15 protein-coding genes are annotated in these 16,738 nt (G+C 60.4%); 10 read left to right on the top strand and 5 right to left on the bottom strand.

Translation table 11 applies throughout. The features are described from left to right. The first annotated feature begins 202 nt into the window (after nt 1-202). Both FGA82_RS01760 and FGA82_RS01755 read left to right on the top strand, forming a co-directional pair. Nucleotides 203-1,756 (top strand): collagen-like triple helix repeat-containing protein, encoded by a 1,554-nt coding sequence (locus tag FGA82_RS01760; protein WP_141125824.1) that lies wholly within the window; start codon nt 203-205, stop codon nt 1,754-1,756. Between the two features lie 134 nt (nt 1,757-1,890). Beyond that, nucleotides 1,891-3,561, top strand: coding sequence for a ShlB/FhaC/HecB family hemolysin secretion/activation protein (locus tag FGA82_RS01755; protein ID WP_141125823.1), 1,671 nt, complete (start codon nt 1,891-1,893; stop codon nt 3,559-3,561). A 144-nt stretch (nt 3,562-3,705) separates the two neighbouring features. On the opposite strand, the gene FGA82_RS01750 is transcribed toward FGA82_RS01755, so the two are convergent. From FGA82_RS01750 to FGA82_RS01730, 4 genes are all read right to left on the bottom strand, one after another. Then, the gene (locus tag FGA82_RS01750) at nt 3,706-6,096 is read right to left on the bottom strand and encodes an autotransporter outer membrane beta-barrel domain-containing protein (RefSeq protein WP_249384207.1); all 2,391 of its coding nucleotides are present in this window, start codon (nt 6,094-6,096) and stop codon (nt 3,706-3,708) included. 811 nt (nt 6,097-6,907) lie between these two features. Further along, nucleotides 6,908-7,315, bottom strand: a complete 408-nt coding sequence (locus FGA82_RS01740; protein ID WP_141125820.1) for a response regulator — start codon at nt 7,313-7,315, stop codon at nt 6,908-6,910. A gap of 72 nt (nt 7,316-7,387) precedes the next feature. Continuing rightward, nucleotides 7,388-7,603, bottom strand: coding sequence for a Flp family type IVb pilin (locus FGA82_RS01735; protein WP_141125819.1), 216 nt, complete (start codon nt 7,601-7,603; stop codon nt 7,388-7,390). Nucleotides 7,604-7,621: 18 nt separating this feature from the next. After that, nucleotides 7,622-7,831 carry a Flp family type IVb pilin gene (locus FGA82_RS01730; RefSeq protein ID WP_141125818.1) on the bottom strand — a complete coding sequence of 70 codons (210 nt, stop codon included), beginning with the start codon at nt 7,829-7,831 and terminating at the stop codon, nt 7,622-7,624. 331 nt (nt 7,832-8,162) lie between these two features. On the opposite strand from FGA82_RS01730, the gene cpaB reads away from it, so the two are divergent. From cpaB to FGA82_RS01690, 8 genes are read left to right on the top strand one after another with little or no spacing between them, the layout of a single operon-like run. Beyond that, nucleotides 8,163-9,104, top strand: coding sequence for a Flp pilus assembly protein CpaB (cpaB, locus tag FGA82_RS01725; protein ID WP_141125817.1), 942 nt, complete (start codon nt 8,163-8,165; stop codon nt 9,102-9,104). A gap of 20 nt (nt 9,105-9,124) precedes the next feature. Continuing rightward, nucleotides 9,125-10,342 carry a type II and III secretion system protein family protein gene (locus FGA82_RS01720; RefSeq protein WP_141125816.1) on the top strand — a complete coding sequence of 406 codons (1,218 nt, stop codon included), beginning with the start codon at nt 9,125-9,127 and terminating at the stop codon, nt 10,340-10,342. Beyond that, nucleotides 10,339-11,529: a pilus assembly protein gene (locus FGA82_RS01715; protein ID WP_141125815.1), complete on the top strand. Its 1,191-nt coding sequence runs from the start codon at nt 10,339-10,341 to the stop codon at nt 11,527-11,529. Before FGA82_RS01720 ends, FGA82_RS01715 begins: the two co-directional genes overlap by 4 nt. Beyond that, nucleotides 11,526-12,794 (top strand): CpaF family protein, encoded by a 1,269-nt coding sequence (locus FGA82_RS01710; RefSeq protein WP_141125814.1) that lies wholly within the window; start codon nt 11,526-11,528, stop codon nt 12,792-12,794. Before FGA82_RS01715 ends, FGA82_RS01710 begins: the two co-directional genes overlap by 4 nt. Before the next feature lie 18 nt (nt 12,795-12,812). Next, complete coding sequence (locus FGA82_RS01705; RefSeq protein WP_141125813.1) at nt 12,813-13,697, top strand: type II secretion system F family protein; 885 nt, start codon at nt 12,813-12,815, stop codon at nt 13,695-13,697. A gap of 1 nt (nt 13,698) precedes the next feature. Beyond that, nucleotides 13,699-14,583, top strand: coding sequence for a type II secretion system F family protein (locus FGA82_RS01700; RefSeq protein ID WP_141125812.1), 885 nt, complete (start codon nt 13,699-13,701; stop codon nt 14,581-14,583). A gap of 22 nt (nt 14,584-14,605) precedes the next feature. Continuing rightward, complete coding sequence (locus FGA82_RS01695; RefSeq protein WP_141125811.1) at nt 14,606-15,328, top strand: tetratricopeptide repeat protein; 723 nt, start codon at nt 14,606-14,608, stop codon at nt 15,326-15,328. 10 nt (nt 15,329-15,338) lie between these two features. Continuing rightward, nucleotides 15,339-15,611, top strand: a complete 273-nt coding sequence (locus FGA82_RS01690) for a DUF3613 domain-containing protein (protein ID WP_034154790.1) — start codon at nt 15,339-15,341, stop codon at nt 15,609-15,611. 118 nt (nt 15,612-15,729) lie between these two features. Here the strand turns inward: FGA82_RS01690 and FGA82_RS01685 are convergent, their stop codons facing one another. Further along, the gene (locus tag FGA82_RS01685) at nt 15,730-16,092 is read right to left on the bottom strand and encodes a DUF6124 family protein (protein ID WP_141125810.1); all 363 of its coding nucleotides are present in this window, start codon (nt 16,090-16,092) and stop codon (nt 15,730-15,732) included. Nucleotides 16,093-16,738: the final 646 nt, after the last annotated feature.

Below are 16,738 nucleotides of genomic sequence, written 5' to 3'. Positions count from 1 at the left end.
TTTTTGCGCGGCTATCACCTGGGTATTAGTCCTTAGGCACTGAGTTTCGCCTTGTATATAAAGGCGTTAATACCAACTTGAGAATGGTCTGGAACCTGCCCATGGACTGAGATTGAGCACAACGGGCGAAGGCATCACCGGCAATAGACCGGCGAGCCATCGAAGACAACGTACGTTGTGACAGGTGCAAGGAATCTCGATCATGAAAACTCAAGACGTGTGGTGCAAATCAGCAATCGCTCTGGCATTGATTTTCTCCCTTGGCCTCGCCGGCTGCAGCAGCGGCGGTGGCGGCCATCACAGTAGCTCCGGCAGTTCGTCGGCGGACGGCACCGCTGGCACTGGCGGTACATCGGGTACTGGCGGCACGGGTGGCACCGGTGATACCGCAGGCACTGGCGGAACCGGAGGCACGGGCGGTACTGGCGGTACGGGCGGAACCGGTGGCACCGATCCGACCAACCCGACAAATCCAACGGATCCTACCAACCCGACCAATCCAAACCCTACGCCGTTGGTGACCACCACGCTGGTGCAGGATGTCGGCACCACCGTGGCCGGTGTTGGCGATGGCGTCGGCCAGATCGGCGACTCCCTGAGCAGCGTTCCGGTGGTCGGTGGCGTGGTACAGAGTGCGGCCAGAACCGCCGGCAATGTTGTCACTACCCTGGGTGATGGCATTGGCAACGGCGTCGGCAAACTGGCCACAGATCCTAATGGCCTGACCACCACCGTGGCCTCGGTCGGCGGCGTGGTCACGGATGTCGGCAACGGCGTCTCCGACCTCAGCGGCAAACTGGCAACCGCCACGAGCAGCGTGCCGGTAGTCGGCGGAGTCGTCACCAAAGTCGCGCCGCTGCTCGATGGTGTCGGTGAGAAAGTCACCATGCTCGGTAATACCCTCGACACCACGCTGACCAGCGGCCCGACCAGTCAATTGACCAATAAACTCGGCGGTAGCCTGGTGCCCGTAATCGCCATGGTCGAAAGCACAACAGACAAAATCGGCGATGCAACCGGCCTTGGCGACCCGCTCAAAGGCGTGGTGGCGAAAGTCGGTGGCGCCGTCGATGGCCTGGGTGACAAGGTCACCGATGCCGGTAACGGCAATGCCGTGACCAATACGCTCGGTGGCGCCTTGAGCAATACCGGCACAGCGGTCGGCAAGGCTGGCGGTCTGGTGTCCAACGGCACAGGTTCAGGCACTGGCGGCGTGGGCGGCGGCCTCGGTGGAACTGGCCTGCTGCAAACGGTGGGTGGCGCAGTGGTCAACGTCGGCGCAGGCTTGAATGCCGGTAATACCAATGGCGTGGTCAGTGCCGGCGGTGTCACTGCTGTTGGCTTGGGCAACACCGTCGCTTCGCTCAACACCGTACTCGGCGGCTCGGGTTCACCGATCACCGCAACGACTTCACCCTTGGCTACCGTTGGCAGCGCCCTGGGCAACGGCCTGAATCCGGTCACCAGTGCCGTCACCAACCTGACCCAGCAAGTCGGTGGGGCCACCGGTCTCGGCTCGCCTGTCGCCGGTCTCACCGGTCAGGTCGGCGGCGCTGTCAGCAATATTGGTGGCGCGATTGCCGCCACCAACAACCCGGTCACCACAGCAGTCGGTGGTCTGGTCAGCAACGTCGGCGGCACTGTCGCCGCCGTCGGTGGACTGGTCAACGGCGGTGCCAGCGGGGGCACTACCGGAGGCGGTCTGGGCGGTGTACTCGGTGGTCTGACTGGCACCCTGGGAGGCAACAAACGCTAAATTGCACCTGGCCGATTCGACGGCCTCACCTACAGCGCCTACGCTTGGTTGAGGGCGGAAGATTCCCACGAATCTTCCGCCTTTTTTCTTAGGAGAAATCAGCCCTGCGCTGTGATCTGACCATGGAGTGTCCTATGCGCGTAATGGCATCCCTGCTGTTCCTCAGTCTCAGTTCCGCCGCCCTCGCCGACACCCTGCCGAGCTTTCTCAACAGCAATGAAACCATCCGCAACCTGCCGGTGCCGAACTTGCCGGCGGACGCCTATCGACCGAGTGCCACACCGGTGCAAGTGCCGGACGCCGGTGCAGCCGCCGCGCAGCCCCTGTTGATGGACACCAAAATCAATCTGCAAACCGTGCAGATCGAAGGCGGCACCCTCTATCCACTCAACGAACTCGCCGAAATCTACAAGCCCCTGATCGGCCGCCAAAGCAACCTCGCCGAGCTGATCGAAGCCACGCGCAGCATCACCCGGCGCTATCAGCAGGACGGTTATCTGCTGTCCTACGCGTTCTTGCCGCAGCAAAATTTCAATGACGGCGTAGCGCGCGTGGTGCTGGTGGAAGGCTACGTACGCGATGTCCAGATCCAGGGCGATGTCGGTCGGGTCAAAACCCTGCTCGACAAACTGGCGGCGAAAATCCAGGCCGAACGGCCGCTGACCCGCAAGACCTTCGAGCGCTACACCACGCTGATGACGCGTATTCCCGGCGTGACGATCCAGGCCCAGGTACCACCGCCCGGTACCACCGACGGCGCGACAACGCTGGTCGCCCAAGCCAGTCGCAAACCCTTTACCAGCACGCTAAGCACCACCGAAGACAACCGCAACGGCACCCAGGCCTTGCTCGGCGTCAGCAGCAACTCGCAAACATCGATGGGTGAGCAACTGACGCTCAGTGGCCTGTTTCCACCCGGTGACGATCACGAACATTACTACCGCCTCGACTACAACCAGTTCGTCAATGACGAGGGGGCGCAACTGGCCTTGTCGGCTTCACGCTACCGTGCCGACCCCGGCACCAATGTGCTGCTCGACAATGGCCTGCAGCTCAAACCGCACCGCGAAAACGATCGCTACTCCATCGGCATCACACTGCCGCTGATTGCCGCCTCCAACGAACTGCTGACCGCCGGCTCGAGGCTTTACGCGGTCAACGACAAGACCCGCTACAACGTGATCGGCTTCCCGCTGAGTGTCGAAGAACGCACCGACATCCGCGCCCTCGCCTTCGAAAGCGACTGGCGCAAGGCCGACGCCCGGCAACTCCGAATCCTCAGCGGCGGCGTGTACCAAGGCCTCGACAGCATGGGCGCGAAAACCAACAACGACGCCATCGACCTGGACTTTTTTCGGGTGCGGCTGTCTGGCGTACAGAGCGACAAGTTCTTCGACAACTGGCAAGGCGTGTTGTCCGCCGCGCTGTACTGGAGTGACGACACCCTGCCCGACAGCGAACGCGCGGTGTTCGGCGGGCAGAATTTCGGTCGCGGCTATCCCGACGATCAAGCGTCCGGCGACAAGGGCTGGGGTGTGGCGTACGAGGTCAACTACAGCTTCAACCGCGACGGCAACTGGGTGCGCATCCTGCAACCGTATGTCGTGCTCGATCGCTCGCGCAGTTGGTTCAACGAATTGCCGGTGCGGGCCAACAATCTGTCATCGGCGGCAATCGGGCTGCGCTTTGGCGATGCCAAGTACTACAACATTGCGCTGGAGGCGGCGAAGGCCATGTCGGATGAAGCCCTGGACACGTTCAATCGCAAGCCGCGGTACAGCATCAGTTTCAGTTATCAGTTGTAGCGCCCAGATAGCACGCCAGCTCTGAGTCAAAACAACTTTGGGAGCGAGCCTGCTCGCGAAAGCGCTGGATCAGCCAACCGTTCTGTTGACTGACACACCGTCTTCGCGAGCAGGCTCGCTCCCACAGGTTTTGCGTGATGCGGATCAGAACGCGTAACGCACCTTCGCGGTAAAACCGTTGGAATCAAAACCGCTGGCCGTTACGTAGTTGTACGAACCGCCGACACTCCACGCGCCCATCCGATAGTTGGCGCCCAGGCCCAGTTCATAGCTGTCGCGCACCGGCGTGGTGCCACGGCTGGTGAACGAATCGCCGCCCAGTACGAACGATGACGAGGTCGCCACCTTGTCGCCAATCACGTCATGCCAGGCCATGAATTTCGCTTCAGGCACGAGACTGCCGGTGCCGACGGCAAACGCGGCGGCCAAACGCGCGCCGACGCCCATCTCACCCACTTCATAACGCTGGCTGCCGACATTCAGCGAGGCCGAACTGCCCTTCTCGCGGTAGGCATCCATGCCGACGTTGGCGTAACGCGCACCGACCTGCGGCTCCAGCACCACATCCGGGGTCAAGCGCAGGGTATAACCGGCCAGGGCGCTGACGCCGAACACATCGCCGTCGTAATCGCCTTTGGCACGGGTGCCGGCGACGTAGCGTTTGGATTCGTTGTCATTCCAGCCGTACATCAGCGAGGAGTCGACGAACCAGTTTTCATGCGTCCAGTTGCTGTAGACCGTCAGCGCGTGGCCGGTGACTTTGGTTTTGCTGCCCAGGTCGGATTTCACGTCGGTGTCGAGGTAGCTGTAAGCCAGACCAATCGATGTGTCCGCGTTCAACTGACCGTCGGCACCGACGGCAATCCCGTGGCTGTCGGCGTCATAACCGGCGACGCCGCGCCGGCCGTCCTGATCGGCATCGCTGCTGAGGGCTTGCAGCCAGACGCCTTTTTCCGGAGTGCCGGTGGTCGTACGTGCGCGATTGGCGCGGTCGTTGAGCACGCCCGACACCAGCGTCTGACTGTTGGTCGCCGCGTGCAGAACACCCTGACTGACGTCCGGGCTGAGCGTTTCGGCCAGCCGCGCCAGTTGCGTGTCGGTGCTGGCATTGGCAAACGCCTGGAACACCGGATCATGCTCGTCGATACGCGACATCACCGCAGACAGGCGACCCACCGACGTCGCCGCATTGCGACTGCCGCCGACCGCCAACGTGTTGTCGGACAGCGCCTGATCGGACTTGGCCGTTACCACGCTGATGATGTCGTTGCCTTGTACGCCGAAGCTCTTCACATCCAGCAATGCAGAAGAGGAGGTTACGGTCAGGTTGCTGCCACCGAGCAGAGTGCCCGAGCTGATCAAGGTGTAGCGCGTGCCGCCGGGCGTGACGCGGAAATCACTGGAGCGCGCCAGCAACCGCAGTTGCGCGCCGGGGGCAATATCGGTGGTGCCGGTGACCTTCAACACCGGCAACGCTGGATCGGTGTCGTTGCCCAGGTACATCTCCAATACCGAGTTGGCTTCCTCCATGTCGAAGTCGCCGATGATCGTGGTGTGCGGGCGTACCAGGGTCAACGTGCCCTCCTGGATCGTGACATAACCGGACTTGATAACCGAACCGTCAAAGATCGCGTCGCCGTCGATTTTCACACCGGACAGCCCCAGCAGATCGCCCCTTACGGTGCCGCCCAGGAAGTCAAAATAACTTTCGCCATCATCTACCTGAATGGCCGCTTTGCCACCTTCGATCAGACCGTTTAACTGGTAGATGCCAAACGGATTGCCACCCACCACCTGGCCACTCACGTGCACACCGATGGACTCACCGGAAATCGTGCCGTTGTTGTACAACATGGAAAGACTCTGGCTCGGCGAACGATTGAAGGTGACCCCCTCCAGCGTGAGCGCCTCGGCATTGCTGCCGGTGGCGCGAATGGTGCCGTCGTTGCTGATCGTGCTCTGGACAGTGGCACCGTCGAGAAACACCCCCACTGCATCCGTACCGCTGGCGCTGACGGTGCCGCGGTTGCTGAATCCGTTGGTATTGGTATGGACCAGCATCACCCCGCTGGCATTGGCGCCACTGACTTCGATACTGCCATCATTCATGACGGAGCTACCGAGTGTGCTCCCAACATCGGAAATTCCCGTGGAACTACCAGTCGCCGTCAACCCGTGAACCGCAATAGAGCCGCTGTTGATCAAGCCCAACGTAATATTGGTCGCCACTGCACCGGAGGCGCCAATGTTGATCCCCACGCCATGGGTGGCGCCGTCAATACGGATGCTGTCGTTGTTGCGCAACTGCCGCGCCCTCAGCCCCATGAACTGTGCGCCGAACGTCAGCCCGGGCGCCGCCACCGGCGTGGCGTTCAAATTGCCATGCAAGTCGACCAGATTGGTCGTGTTCAGCAAGTTGCTATCAAGCGGTGCGCTGCTGATGTCGAAATTGTAATCGGCAGTGGCGGAACCGGCATGCAGGGTGGCGGCGGCAATAGACAACGCCAGTAAAGAATGGCGCAAGCGAGAGGTCATCAAAGGAAAATCCCTTCCAAAACATGAAAAACAGTTTCAGCAGGGTTCACATATTCGTTCAGGCATCCCTACCGGCCCCCCAGATGGCCTGGCTCGGGCGCGGGAAATCTACAGGAGCCATCATTTTGATACCACCAAAAAGTCAAAGAGATGGCGTCAAATTCTCAAGAACCCGACCACCAGTCGAACCCCCATCGCGAGCAAGCTCACTCCTACAGAAGAGCAAGAGCAAGAGCAAGAGCAAGAGCAAGAGCAAGAGCAAGAGCAAGAGCAAGAGCAAGAGCAAGAGCAGTGAAGCAGAGAAGCAGAGAAGCAGAGAAGCAGAGAAGCAGAGAAGCAGAGAAGCAGTGAAGCAGTGAAGCAGTGAAGCAGTGAAGCAGTGAAGCAGTGAAGCAGTGAAGCAGTGCACCAAAACCCACATCACCTCTGCTCCCCACCACTCAACAGGATGAGCGTTAGCTCGGCTGCAGCTCTTGATCCTGATCTTGATCCACGGGCGACGTCGGAAGGCTTCGTTCCGGGATTGATCCGGGCGTGGGAGCGCAGCGACCGTTTGGCGAAGCCAAACACAGCGAGAGGAGGTGCAGCGAAGCAAACCGTAGGCGCTGCGCCCGGATCGATCCCGGAGCGAAGGAACCCCGAGCTTTAGCGAGCGGGCCGCACGTAGGAGCAAGCCTTTTTGGGTACTTTTTCGGCGTCTGGAAAAAGTGCCTCGCCGTAAGGGCGAAACCGCCAGCCGCAACACCCAAAAAACGGATATTCACCAAAACCACCCAAAGCACGGTCGGCCCAAAGGCCGCCGAGTTCAACCTCAGCCAACCTGAACCTTAGGCTTGGGAAACAAATTATCCAGAGTCTCCAACAATCTGACGTGATAAATCGGCTTGCGAAACAGATCCAGCACCTGCAACCGCAACAGATCACTGACATCTTCCATATCCGCATGCCCCGACATCACAATCACAGGCAAATGCTGGCGCGAAGTATGCTCACGCAAGCGCTTGATCAACGACATCCCGGACTCCTCCGGCATACGCAAATCAGTAATCACCAAAGCAATATCCGGATACCGCGTCAGATGATGCAACGCCAGCTTCACCGACGTCGCCGTATGACAAGTAAACCCCTCACCCTCCAGCAACTCTGCCAATTCCAGCAACGCGTCCTCTTCATCGTCAACCAGAAGCAACTGTTGGCGCGGCAGCGAGGAAGCAGTCATGGGCAATCCCTGAAAACTGAAAGTGAAACCGAGTGTAGCCCGACATTCGCCGGGCATTGAGCTTCGTTCAGCTCAGGGCGACGGTGCAGGCGTAGTCGACACGGCTGTTCCGCCCAGCGCCACCAGCAGGTTGTTGAACATGACCAGCACCCGGCCACCCACTGGCGTGACGAACGCGACAACCACCACCGCCACCATCGCCACCACAATCGCATATTCAATGGCCGAGGCAGCTTCGGTATTGGCCAGGAAACTGCGGGTACGAATCATCAGGTATTCAAAGAGCATCGCAGTTCTCCTCAGTCGTCAGGGTCTGGCTATTGCCGTGCCGCCAAGCGAGGTCAGAATATTATTAAAGTAGAAAAGCACCCGATTACCGAGCGGGGACACAAATGCCACAACCACCACAGCAACCATCGCCACCACGATCGCGTACTCGATAGCCGACGCTGCCTCCTCGTTTCGGCACAACAGACGGACTCGGGCCATCAAGTAATCAATAATCATCTGGAACATACATCCACTCCTTCGCGCCTCTGGCGCCGATGTCGCACTACAGCGGCAAGGTTCCACCGTGCCATTTGAGCATTGTCAACAAAGCCCCAGCCAACAACTGTAAGAACGGATTAATCACAAAGGATTAATCACATCGCGAAGTTGCCGATTGCTGCTGTTAATTGGCCAAGACTCATACTTTAGTGGGTTATTTTCCTGTCACTAATGGCGTTTTGGCTCGGATCAGCTAGCGTGGAAATAGCGAAATAGTTGCATGTTCATAGCTGCCGGATTGGGAACTTCTCTCGTAAGCAAGTGCGGTGGGTAGTGCAGCAGGAAAGGGAGAGCCGTCATGAACAGTCGCGTCACCATGGGCCTTGCAGCCATCCTTATGCTCGGAGCGATCTTTGTCGGTTACTGGGGGCTGGTGCTCAGTCGTCAACCGGCGCCTGTCGCCGAAGCGCCCGTTGCCCCAGCCGTCACCGTTGAAAAAACTGTCGCGATCGCCGAAGACCAGACCCGCCAACCGGTGGTGGTGTTGCTGCACGACGTGCCGCCCTTCACCGCGCTGACCGCTGCCGATGTCGCGGTGGAAAAACTGCGCAGTGCACCGGCGGGCAGCTTGAGCAATGTCGATCAGGCCGTCGGCCGCACACCCTGGCGGCACCTCAGCGCCGGCACTTGGCTGAATGATGAAAGCTTCACCGCCGGCGGTTCGCTGGCACGCATGATTCACCGCGATGAGCGCGCACTGACCGTGGCCGTCGACGAAGTGATCGGTGCGGCCGGGCAATTGATTCCCGGCGATTACGTCGATGTGTTGCTCTACCTGCGCCAGGATTCCAGCAACCTCGAACAATCAGCGCAGATCGTTTTACCGGCCATGCGCGTGCTCGGGGTCGGTGAACAGTACGGCCTGACCAACGACGGCCAACCAACCTCGCCGGCCCTCAGTGCAGACGAAAAACTCAAACAGGATCAACGCCGCATCGCCGCGCGCACGGTGGTGCTGGCAGTGCCGGAGCAACTGCTCAGTCGCCTGATGCTCGCCACGCAGGCCGGCACCTTGCGCCTGGCCGTGCGCAGCAGCGAAGAACAGCGCCTGGCCAAATACTGGGCCGGTGAAGACCAGTCCACGGCCCATCTCGACACCGCCAACCGACAACTTGTCCAGTTCACCCAACTGGCCTTGAGCGGCGCTCCAAAAACGCCTGCCAACGCCGGTCCAGGAAGCACGCCACGGCCAGCGGTGGAAATCATTCGCGGCAACCAGATCACCCAACAAAACCCATGACTGCGCAAGGATCCAAGGGCATGCAGAGTCGTTTCAGGCCGACATTCAAATCCATGCTGCGCGCCCTGCTACTGATGGGCCTGTCGATGGACGCCGCATTGGCAGCAGTCGGCAATTGTTCGGCACTGGGGCGCATGCCGCCGGTGATCGAAATCGGCGAAGGCTTTCAACAAGACGTGCAGTCGCCGGTGGCGATCACCCGTCTGGCGATTGGCGATCCGAAAATTGCCGACGTGCACGCCAACGGCAGCTCGTCCTTTTTGCTCACCGGTGTGGCGCCCGGCGCCACCAGCCTGATGGTCTGGACGTCGTGTTCAAGCGAGCCGCGCCAAAGCATGGTATTTGTTCAGGGCGCCGCCACTGCCGCCATGACCGGCACCCTACCCTCGGATGAGCCGAACCTGCCGTCCCAGGTGCAGACCGATATTCGCTTCGTCGAAGTCAGCCGGACCAAACTCAAGGAAGCCACCGCCTCACTGATCGGCACGCGCGGCAACTTTCTGTTTGGTTCGCCCGGCACCCTGCCACCGATTGATGGTGTGCCGCAGCCCCGCCTGCCGGTGGACAACTCGTTGTTCAACTTTTCGTGGATCGGCGGCAAGACCATGGCGATCATCAATGCGCTGGAAACCAGCGGCTTCGCCTACACCCTCGCACGGCCGAGTCTGGTGGCTCTGAACGGGCAGAGCGCAAGCTTTCTGGCCGGCGGTGAAATTCCGATTCCGGTGCCCAGTTCCGGCAGCGACAGCGTCTCGATCGAGTACAAGGAATTCGGTATTCGCCTGACCCTGACGCCGACCATCATCGGCCGCGATCGCATCGCCTTGAAGGTCGCCCCGGAAGTCAGTGAGCTGGACTTCAGCAACGCGGTGCAGATCGCCGGCACCACCGTGCCCGCCTTGACCATCCGCCGCACCGACACCAGCGTGTCACTCGGCGATGGCGAAAGCTTCGTCATCAGCGGCTTGATCAGCACCACCAACAGTTCGCAAGTGAACAAGTTTCCCGGCCTCGGCGACATCCCGGTGCTCGGCGCCTTTTTCAAAGGCTCGCAGATCAAGCGCGAAGAACGCGAACTACTGATGATCGTCACCCCGCATCTGGTCCAGCCACTGGCCGCCGATGCGCAATTGCCGTCGTTACCGGGCGAAAAACTGCGTAATTACGATCCGAATTTCTACCGCATGTTCTTCCTTGAAAACGGCAACTTCGACAAGCGCAGCGGGTTATCGCAATGAGCCAGAGCCTGAGCCAGACCTTTCTCGCCATCACCCGCAACAGCACCGATCTGGAGTGGCTGCAAGGCGCGCTCGCACCGTTGGGCCAAGTGGTCAGCGCCGGTGGCGGCAGCCTCGACGAACTGCTCGCGCTGGTGGACGTGACCTTTGCCAATCTGGTGTTCGTCGGTCTTGATCGCGAGCACGTGGTCGCCCAGAGCGCGTTGATCGAAGGCGCGCTGGAGGCCAAACCGATGCTCGCGATCGTGGCCCTCGGCGACGGCATGGACAATCAGTTGGTGCTCAACGCGATGCGCGCCGGCGCCCGGGATTTTGTCGCCTACGGTTCGCGCTCCAGTGAAGTCGCCGGGCTGGTGCGACGCTTGAGCAAACGCCTGCCGCCCGTGGCACCGAATACGCAACTGGGCGGGCTCACGGTCATGTATGGCGTGCAGAGCAGTTCCGACGGCGCACTGCTGGCCAATCACATGGCGTTGGTGGTGCAAAAAAGCGGTCAGCAAACCTTGTTGCTTGATCTCGGTTTGCCGCGCGGTGACAGCCTCGCCCTGCTCGGGCTGGAAAGTTCGTTCCACTTCGGCGATGCCTTGCGCCACTTGCGAAGGCTCGACGCCACGCTGATCGACAGCGCCTTCACCAGCGCCGAAGCCGGCCTGCGGATTCTCGCCTACGCCAGCAATGACGAGCCGCTGGAAAGCACCAGCGCCGCCGAGCTGTACATGTTGCTCAGTGCCTTGCGCCAGCACTTTCAGCACATCGTTGTGAACCTCACCGGACAGACCGACAGCGAAGCGTTGCGCACCTTTGTCAGCCACTGCGACAAGTTGCTCTGGTACACCGATCAGAATGTGCTCAACTGCCGACGCAACCTTGCCGTGCTCAATCTGTGGCGCGAAAAAGGCATGAAGCTCGACCACGGACGCCTGCTGATCGACCGCTACCTGAGCAACGTCGCGCCCAATTCGGAAACCCTCGGCAAGACCTTCAACCTGGAAGTGATCGCCACGCTGGCCCTCACGCCAGAAGTGCGCCTCAACGCCAAAAATCAGGGCATCAGCCTGTTCGAACTGGCCCCGCGAGAAAAACTCACGCAGAGCCTGCGCGCCCTCGGCGAACGTCTGGCCAAACGCTCCGAAGGCCTGGCCAAGCCAAAAGTGACCTGGTTCGACCGTTTGCGAGGCACCTCATGAGCGCAGAAAAACTCTTCGGCGCAACACCCCGCAGTGGCGTCGGCAACAGCGATCACGAAGGCCTGAAACTGGTCCTGCATCGCTACATCATTGATGCCCTCGAAGAGTCCGGTAAAAACCTGCTGGAAGGTTCACGTCAGCAACTCGCGCAATTTGTCACCGACAAAGTCGCCGAGTACATCGCACGTTTGCACTTGGCAATTTCTCGTTACGAAATGGAGCGGCTGGCCGAAGAGATCGTCGACGAACTCACCGGTTTCGGCCCGCTGGAAGTGTTGCTGCGCGATCAGTCGGTGACCGAAATTCTGGTCAACGGCCCGCACCGGGTGTTCATCGAACGCGACGGTGTGCTGCACCAGAGTGACCTGCGTTTTATCGATGCGCATCACGTCGAACGCGTGATGCAGCGCATCCTCGCGCCGCTCGGTCGGCGCCTCGACGAGTCTTCGCCGATGGTCGATGCACGCCTGCCGGATGGCAGCCGGGTCAATGCGATCATTCCGCCGATTGCCCTCGATGGCCCATGCCTGTCGATCCGTAAATTTCGCAAGGACATGCTCAAAAGCAGCGACCTGATGGCCATGCAAACCATCGACCTGTCGATCTTCGAGTTCTTTCAGGATGCGGTCGGCAAGCGCTGCAACATCCTGATCAGTGGCGGCACGGGCACCGGCAAAACCACTCTGCTGAATATTCTCAGCCAGTTGATCAATCCGCACGAACGTCTGGTGACCATCGAAGATGTCGCCGAATTGCAGCTCGGTCACCCGCACGTGGTGCGCTTGGAAACGCGGCCGCCGAATGCCGAAGGCCACGGTGAAGTGAAGGCCAGCGACCTGATTCGCAACGCCCTGCGGATGCGCCCCGACCGGATCATCCTCGGCGAGATTCGCGGCGTCGAAGTGGTCGATGTACTCACGGCGATGAACACCGGCCACGACGGTTCGATGAGCACCGTGCACGCCAACAATGCGCAGGATGCCCTGCTGCGCCTGGAAACACTGGTCGGCCTGACCGGCCGTTCCATCGCCGAACGCACCCTGCGCCAGATGATCTGCGCCGCCCTCGACGTGATCATCCAGTTGACGCGCATGCCCGACGGGCGCCGCTGCGTCAGTGAAGTCGTGGAGGTGGTTGGCATTCGCGAGGACGTCTACGTCACCAACACCCTGTTCCGCCTCGACCGCCGCAGCGGTTTCGGTTTCCTGCGCGAAGCCGTCAATCCGGCCGGCGACAAGCTGCGTCACGAGGCGCATTTGGGCTGACGGCAAGGAGCACCGGGCATGCTGGGACCAATCATTCTCATTGTTATCTGCCTGACGTTGCTGGGGCTGTCGATCCGTCTGTTCCTGCAAGGCCTGCGCAAGACCGCCACGGAAAAAGTCCTCAACCGACTGGCCGCCGGGCAACCACAACTGACGCCTGAAAAACCTGTGTGGGTCGGACTGGAACGGATGTTTCTACGCGCCGGGCTGGGCCGTCCGACCGAGCGTTTTGGCCTGTGGCTGAGTCTGTGGGCGCTGGCGATGGCGCTGGGGTATTTTCTTGCCGACTGGATTGGCCTGCTGCTGATGATCGTCATACCGCCACTGCTGTTGCGGCTGTACATCGCCTTTCTTTACCAGCGCCGGATCAAGCGCATGATCGAGCAACTGCCGCAGTTGCTCGATCACACCGTACGCAGCCTGAAGTCCGGGCGCACCCTGAGTGACGCGGTCATGGGCGGCATTGAAGCCAGCGAAGATCCGCTGAAAAAAGCCATGGGCCGGGTCCAGCGCAACGTGCAACTGGGGGTCAACCTGCCCGACGCGGTCAGCGATTTCGCCGAGCTGTATGAACAGGACGAACTGCGCATGTTCGCCCTCGGCCTCAAGGTCAATCATCGCTACGGCGGCAACGCCAGCGAGCTGCTGGAAAACCTGATCAAACTGATCCGCGAACGCGACCAGGGCGCCCGGCAACTGCGCGCCCTCACCGGCGAAACGCGCATGACCGCTTGGGTACTCGGTTCGTTGCCGTTGCTGCTGGTGAGCTACTTCATGCTGACCAACCCCGGCTACATGCTCGGGATGTGGAACGATGCGAGCGGGCAGCACATGCTGATCAGCGCTGCCGTGTTGCAAGTGTTCGGAAGCCTCGCGCTGTGGCGCATGTTACGGAGCGTCTGACATGGTCTACCTCGCCGCTCTCATGTTGCTGCTCGGCGCCCTGCTACTCGTGGTCAATCACTTGCTGACCGAACGGCGCCGGGTGCGTCAGGTCAATCAGCGCTTGCAAGGGCATCTGGTGCGTGAAAACCGCTTCGGCAGTTGGCTGCGCGCACTGGGCGGCAGTAAGTTCGGGCAACGCTCGGTGAGCATCGACAGCGAAACCCAGACCCTGCTCAACCGCATCGGCTGGCGCCGCTCTAGCGAACGGGCGCTGTACGCCGCCTGCCAGATCGGCACGCCGTTGCTGACGTTGGGTTTGGCGATTTTTCTGCAGGAGGTGTTTTTCCCGCAAGCTGACAACCGCTGGATCGTGCCGATGCTCGCCACCGGCGGCGGTTATCTGCTGCCCAAGCGTCTGCTGGCTTACGCAGCGACGCGGCGGCAGAAAACCATCGCCGTGGAGGTGTCGACGTTCATTCCGCTGCTGCGCATCCTTTTCGAATCCGGCATGGCCGTCGAACAAGCCCTGCGCGTCCTCAGCACTGAAGCGCAAAAATTGTTGCCGCAACTGACCAGCGAATTGCGCCTGATCCTGACCCGTGTCGACAGCGGCCTGGAACTCGGCCAAGAGTTGAACAAAGCCGCGGTGATGCTCGCCGTCGACGAGTTCAGCGACACCTGCGTGATCCTCCAGCAACTGATTCAACAGGGCGGCGGCGCGATGAAATCGCTGCTGGCGCTCAAGCAACTGCTGGACGACCGGCGTCTGACCCGCTTGCAGGAATACATCTCGAAAATGTCCGCGAAGATGTCGGTGGTGATGATGCTGTTTCTGTTTCCGGCACTGCTGATCGTCCTCGCCGGCCCGGGCTTCACCGCGATAGCCCGGGCATTCGCAAACTGACCTTGCTCATGGAGAGCGTTTGATGAAAGTACTGATAGTCATGGCAAGTCTGTTGATGCTCGGCGGTTGCGCCACCGACGGCCAGGCACCGTGGACGGCGCTGCTGTCACCGACCAGTTGCAGCAAAATGACCCAGGAGCAGGAACTGGCCCTGAACCTCGCGGACGATCTGGCCAACGACGGCAAACTGCACGCCAGCCTGGCCAACCTGCAAAGCCTGCCGGACAACATCAGCGAAGTGCGCTTGCGTAAAGCCAAGGTCTACCGCCTGCTCGGCCGCAGCGAAGCCGAACCGTTGTACCGCGGTCTGCTCGGTGGCTGCCTGACCGCCGAAGCCGAACACGGCCTCGGCCAACTCTACGCCGCCCGCGGCGACAACGGCCAGGCCCAGGCTCACCTGCAACGTGCCGCCCGCCTGGCCCCCACCGACGAAAAAATCCGCAACGACCTCGGCGTGGTCTACCTCAACCAACTGCGCCTGAACGACGCGCGGTTCGAGTTTCTCACCGCCATCGAACTCAAGCAGAACAACCAACTGGCGACCCTGAACATGGTCACCCTGCTGCTGTACCAGAACGACTGGCCACAAGCCGCCGAAATCGTCAGCCGCGCGAAACTGACTCCGGAACAATTCACCGAAGCCCAAGAGCGCGCAGAAAAACTCAAAGCCCCGGTCAAGTCCAAACCGGCCACCAGCAATCAAGTGGCCGCCGTCGCTGACCCGTTGCCGTCATCGCTCAAATAAGGAGACAGCCATGCATCCCTTCAAAGGCCTGTGCTACCTGACCCTGCTCAGCCTGCCCCTCAGCGCCGCCGCCATCGACGCCGGCCCCGCCTCGGCGCAACAACAGGAAACCGAAGGCTGGCTGGTCCTGCAAAGCCGCAACAAAGCCGCCTCGCCCAAACCACAGACGGCGACCGCGACCGAACGGGATCTGGCGATGCAGCGCTGGTTGAAGAAGTACAAATATGAGATTCCGGATTTTTATGATCCGGATGCGGGTGGGAAGATCGAGAGCAAGAATTAGTGATGGGGTGACCTTGCGAGCGCTTTCGCGAGCAGGCTCGCTCCCACCTTTTGAAATGCACTCCACCTGTGGGAGCGAGCCTGCTCGCGAAGAACGATGACACGGTGTGCCTGCCGGATCAGGTCTGCGGATCTACCCGATCCAATGCCCGGTTTACCGCCAACTCGGCCAGCATGATGATCTGCTGAATCGCCAGCGCGGTATTGCGCTCAGGCCGGGCCAACTGATCAGCAAAGTTACCCGCCAGCGTATTGGCCGAAGCCAGGGATTCGCAGGCGTGGGCGAGCAGGCTTTCGGTATCGATTTTCGGATGGATGAGAAACATCGTGCTCGCTTGGCGGGGTTTTTCAGGTTCGGGGCAGAGGTAGAAATCGAGAGCGCGTTTGATGGCTTCGCGGTTCTTGACGAGGTCGTCGGCGCGGATGGCTTCTTCGAGCGGGGTGGTGGGTTCGGTGGGTGGGTCGGGGATCAGTTTGTCCATTGAAACAACTCCAAAGTCTTTGCCACTACCCACTACCATTCTCACGGGGCAAAAGGTGGCAGCTGTATGCGGGGTGAGAATACCGGTTATGGACACCCGGCCAGACCGAAGTCTGCCCGCACACAGCCGCCATGACACATTGCAGACAGCAGACAGCAGACAAGCTGGCGGCGATTATGCGTGCACAAGGACTTGATGACCATAAATTGCCGGGTTCTCACACCCGATCGCTGAGTGTTCAGCGACAGGTCAGAGACTAGAGAGCGCACGTCTGACGGACAACCTGAAAACAGTGTGGGAAGGTTCCGGTTATCTGACACAAATTTAAACAGCAAAAGCCAACCCTCACCCTAGCCCTCTCCCAGAGGGAGAGGGGACTGACCGCGGTGTCTGGGAGAGCTACGTCGACGTGAAATATCGAGGCGAATTCAGATTCTGAAACAAATCAAAAGCCCCTCACCCTAGCCCTCTCCCGGAGGGAGAGGGGACTGACCGTGGTGTCTGGGAGAGCTACGCCGACATGAAATACCAAGTCGAATTCAGACTCTGAAAAAGATCAAAAGCCCCTCACCCTCCCCTAACCACTCAACAGGATGAGCGTTAGCTCGGCTGCAGCTTTTGATCTGCTGGCCCCTTCGGCAGGCTG

The organism is Pseudomonas fluorescens (assembly GCF_005938625.1).
Lineage (GTDB): Bacteria > Pseudomonadota > Gammaproteobacteria > Pseudomonadales > Pseudomonadaceae > Aquipseudomonas > Aquipseudomonas fluorescens_BD.
The sequence above is the reverse complement of the archived record's forward strand: the minus strand, read 5'-3'. Positions and strand labels throughout refer to the sequence as shown.

What these genes read in the sequence shown, in the direction of transcription:
- FGA82_RS01740 (WP_141125820.1), bottom strand. Translation starts at nt 7,315, where the DNA reads ATGACTGCTTCCTCGCTGCCGCGCCAACAGTTGCTTCTGGTTGACGAT.
- FGA82_RS01735 (WP_141125819.1), bottom strand. Translation starts at nt 7,603, where the DNA reads ATGCTCTTTGAATACCTGATGATTCGTACCCGCAGTTTCCTGGCCAAT.
- FGA82_RS01755 (WP_141125823.1), top strand. Translation starts at nt 1,891, where the DNA reads ATGCGCGTAATGGCATCCCTGCTGTTCCTCAGTCTCAGTTCCGCCGCC.
- FGA82_RS01710 (WP_141125814.1), top strand. Translation starts at nt 11,526, where the DNA reads ATGAGCGCAGAAAAACTCTTCGGCGCAACACCCCGCAGTGGCGTCGGC.
- FGA82_RS01720 (WP_141125816.1), top strand. Translation starts at nt 9,125, where the DNA reads ATGCAGAGTCGTTTCAGGCCGACATTCAAATCCATGCTGCGCGCCCTG.
- FGA82_RS01750 (WP_249384207.1), bottom strand. Translation starts at nt 6,096, where the DNA reads ATGACCTCTCGCTTGCGCCATTCTTTACTGGCGTTGTCTATTGCCGCC.
- FGA82_RS01715 (WP_141125815.1), top strand. Translation starts at nt 10,339, where the DNA reads ATGAGCCAGAGCCTGAGCCAGACCTTTCTCGCCATCACCCGCAACAGC.
- FGA82_RS01685 (WP_141125810.1), bottom strand. Translation starts at nt 16,092, where the DNA reads ATGGACAAACTGATCCCCGACCCACCCACCGAACCCACCACCCCGCTC.
- FGA82_RS01730 (WP_141125818.1), bottom strand. Translation starts at nt 7,831, where the DNA reads ATGTTCCAGATGATTATTGATTACTTGATGGCCCGAGTCCGTCTGTTG.
- FGA82_RS01705 (WP_141125813.1), top strand. Translation starts at nt 12,813, where the DNA reads ATGCTGGGACCAATCATTCTCATTGTTATCTGCCTGACGTTGCTGGGG.
- FGA82_RS01690 (WP_034154790.1), top strand. Translation starts at nt 15,339, where the DNA reads ATGCATCCCTTCAAAGGCCTGTGCTACCTGACCCTGCTCAGCCTGCCC.
- FGA82_RS01760 (WP_141125824.1), top strand. Translation starts at nt 203, where the DNA reads ATGAAAACTCAAGACGTGTGGTGCAAATCAGCAATCGCTCTGGCATTG.
- cpaB (WP_141125817.1), top strand. Translation starts at nt 8,163, where the DNA reads ATGAACAGTCGCGTCACCATGGGCCTTGCAGCCATCCTTATGCTCGGA.
- FGA82_RS01700 (WP_141125812.1), top strand. Translation starts at nt 13,699, where the DNA reads ATGGTCTACCTCGCCGCTCTCATGTTGCTGCTCGGCGCCCTGCTACTC.
- FGA82_RS01695 (WP_141125811.1), top strand. Translation starts at nt 14,606, where the DNA reads ATGAAAGTACTGATAGTCATGGCAAGTCTGTTGATGCTCGGCGGTTGC.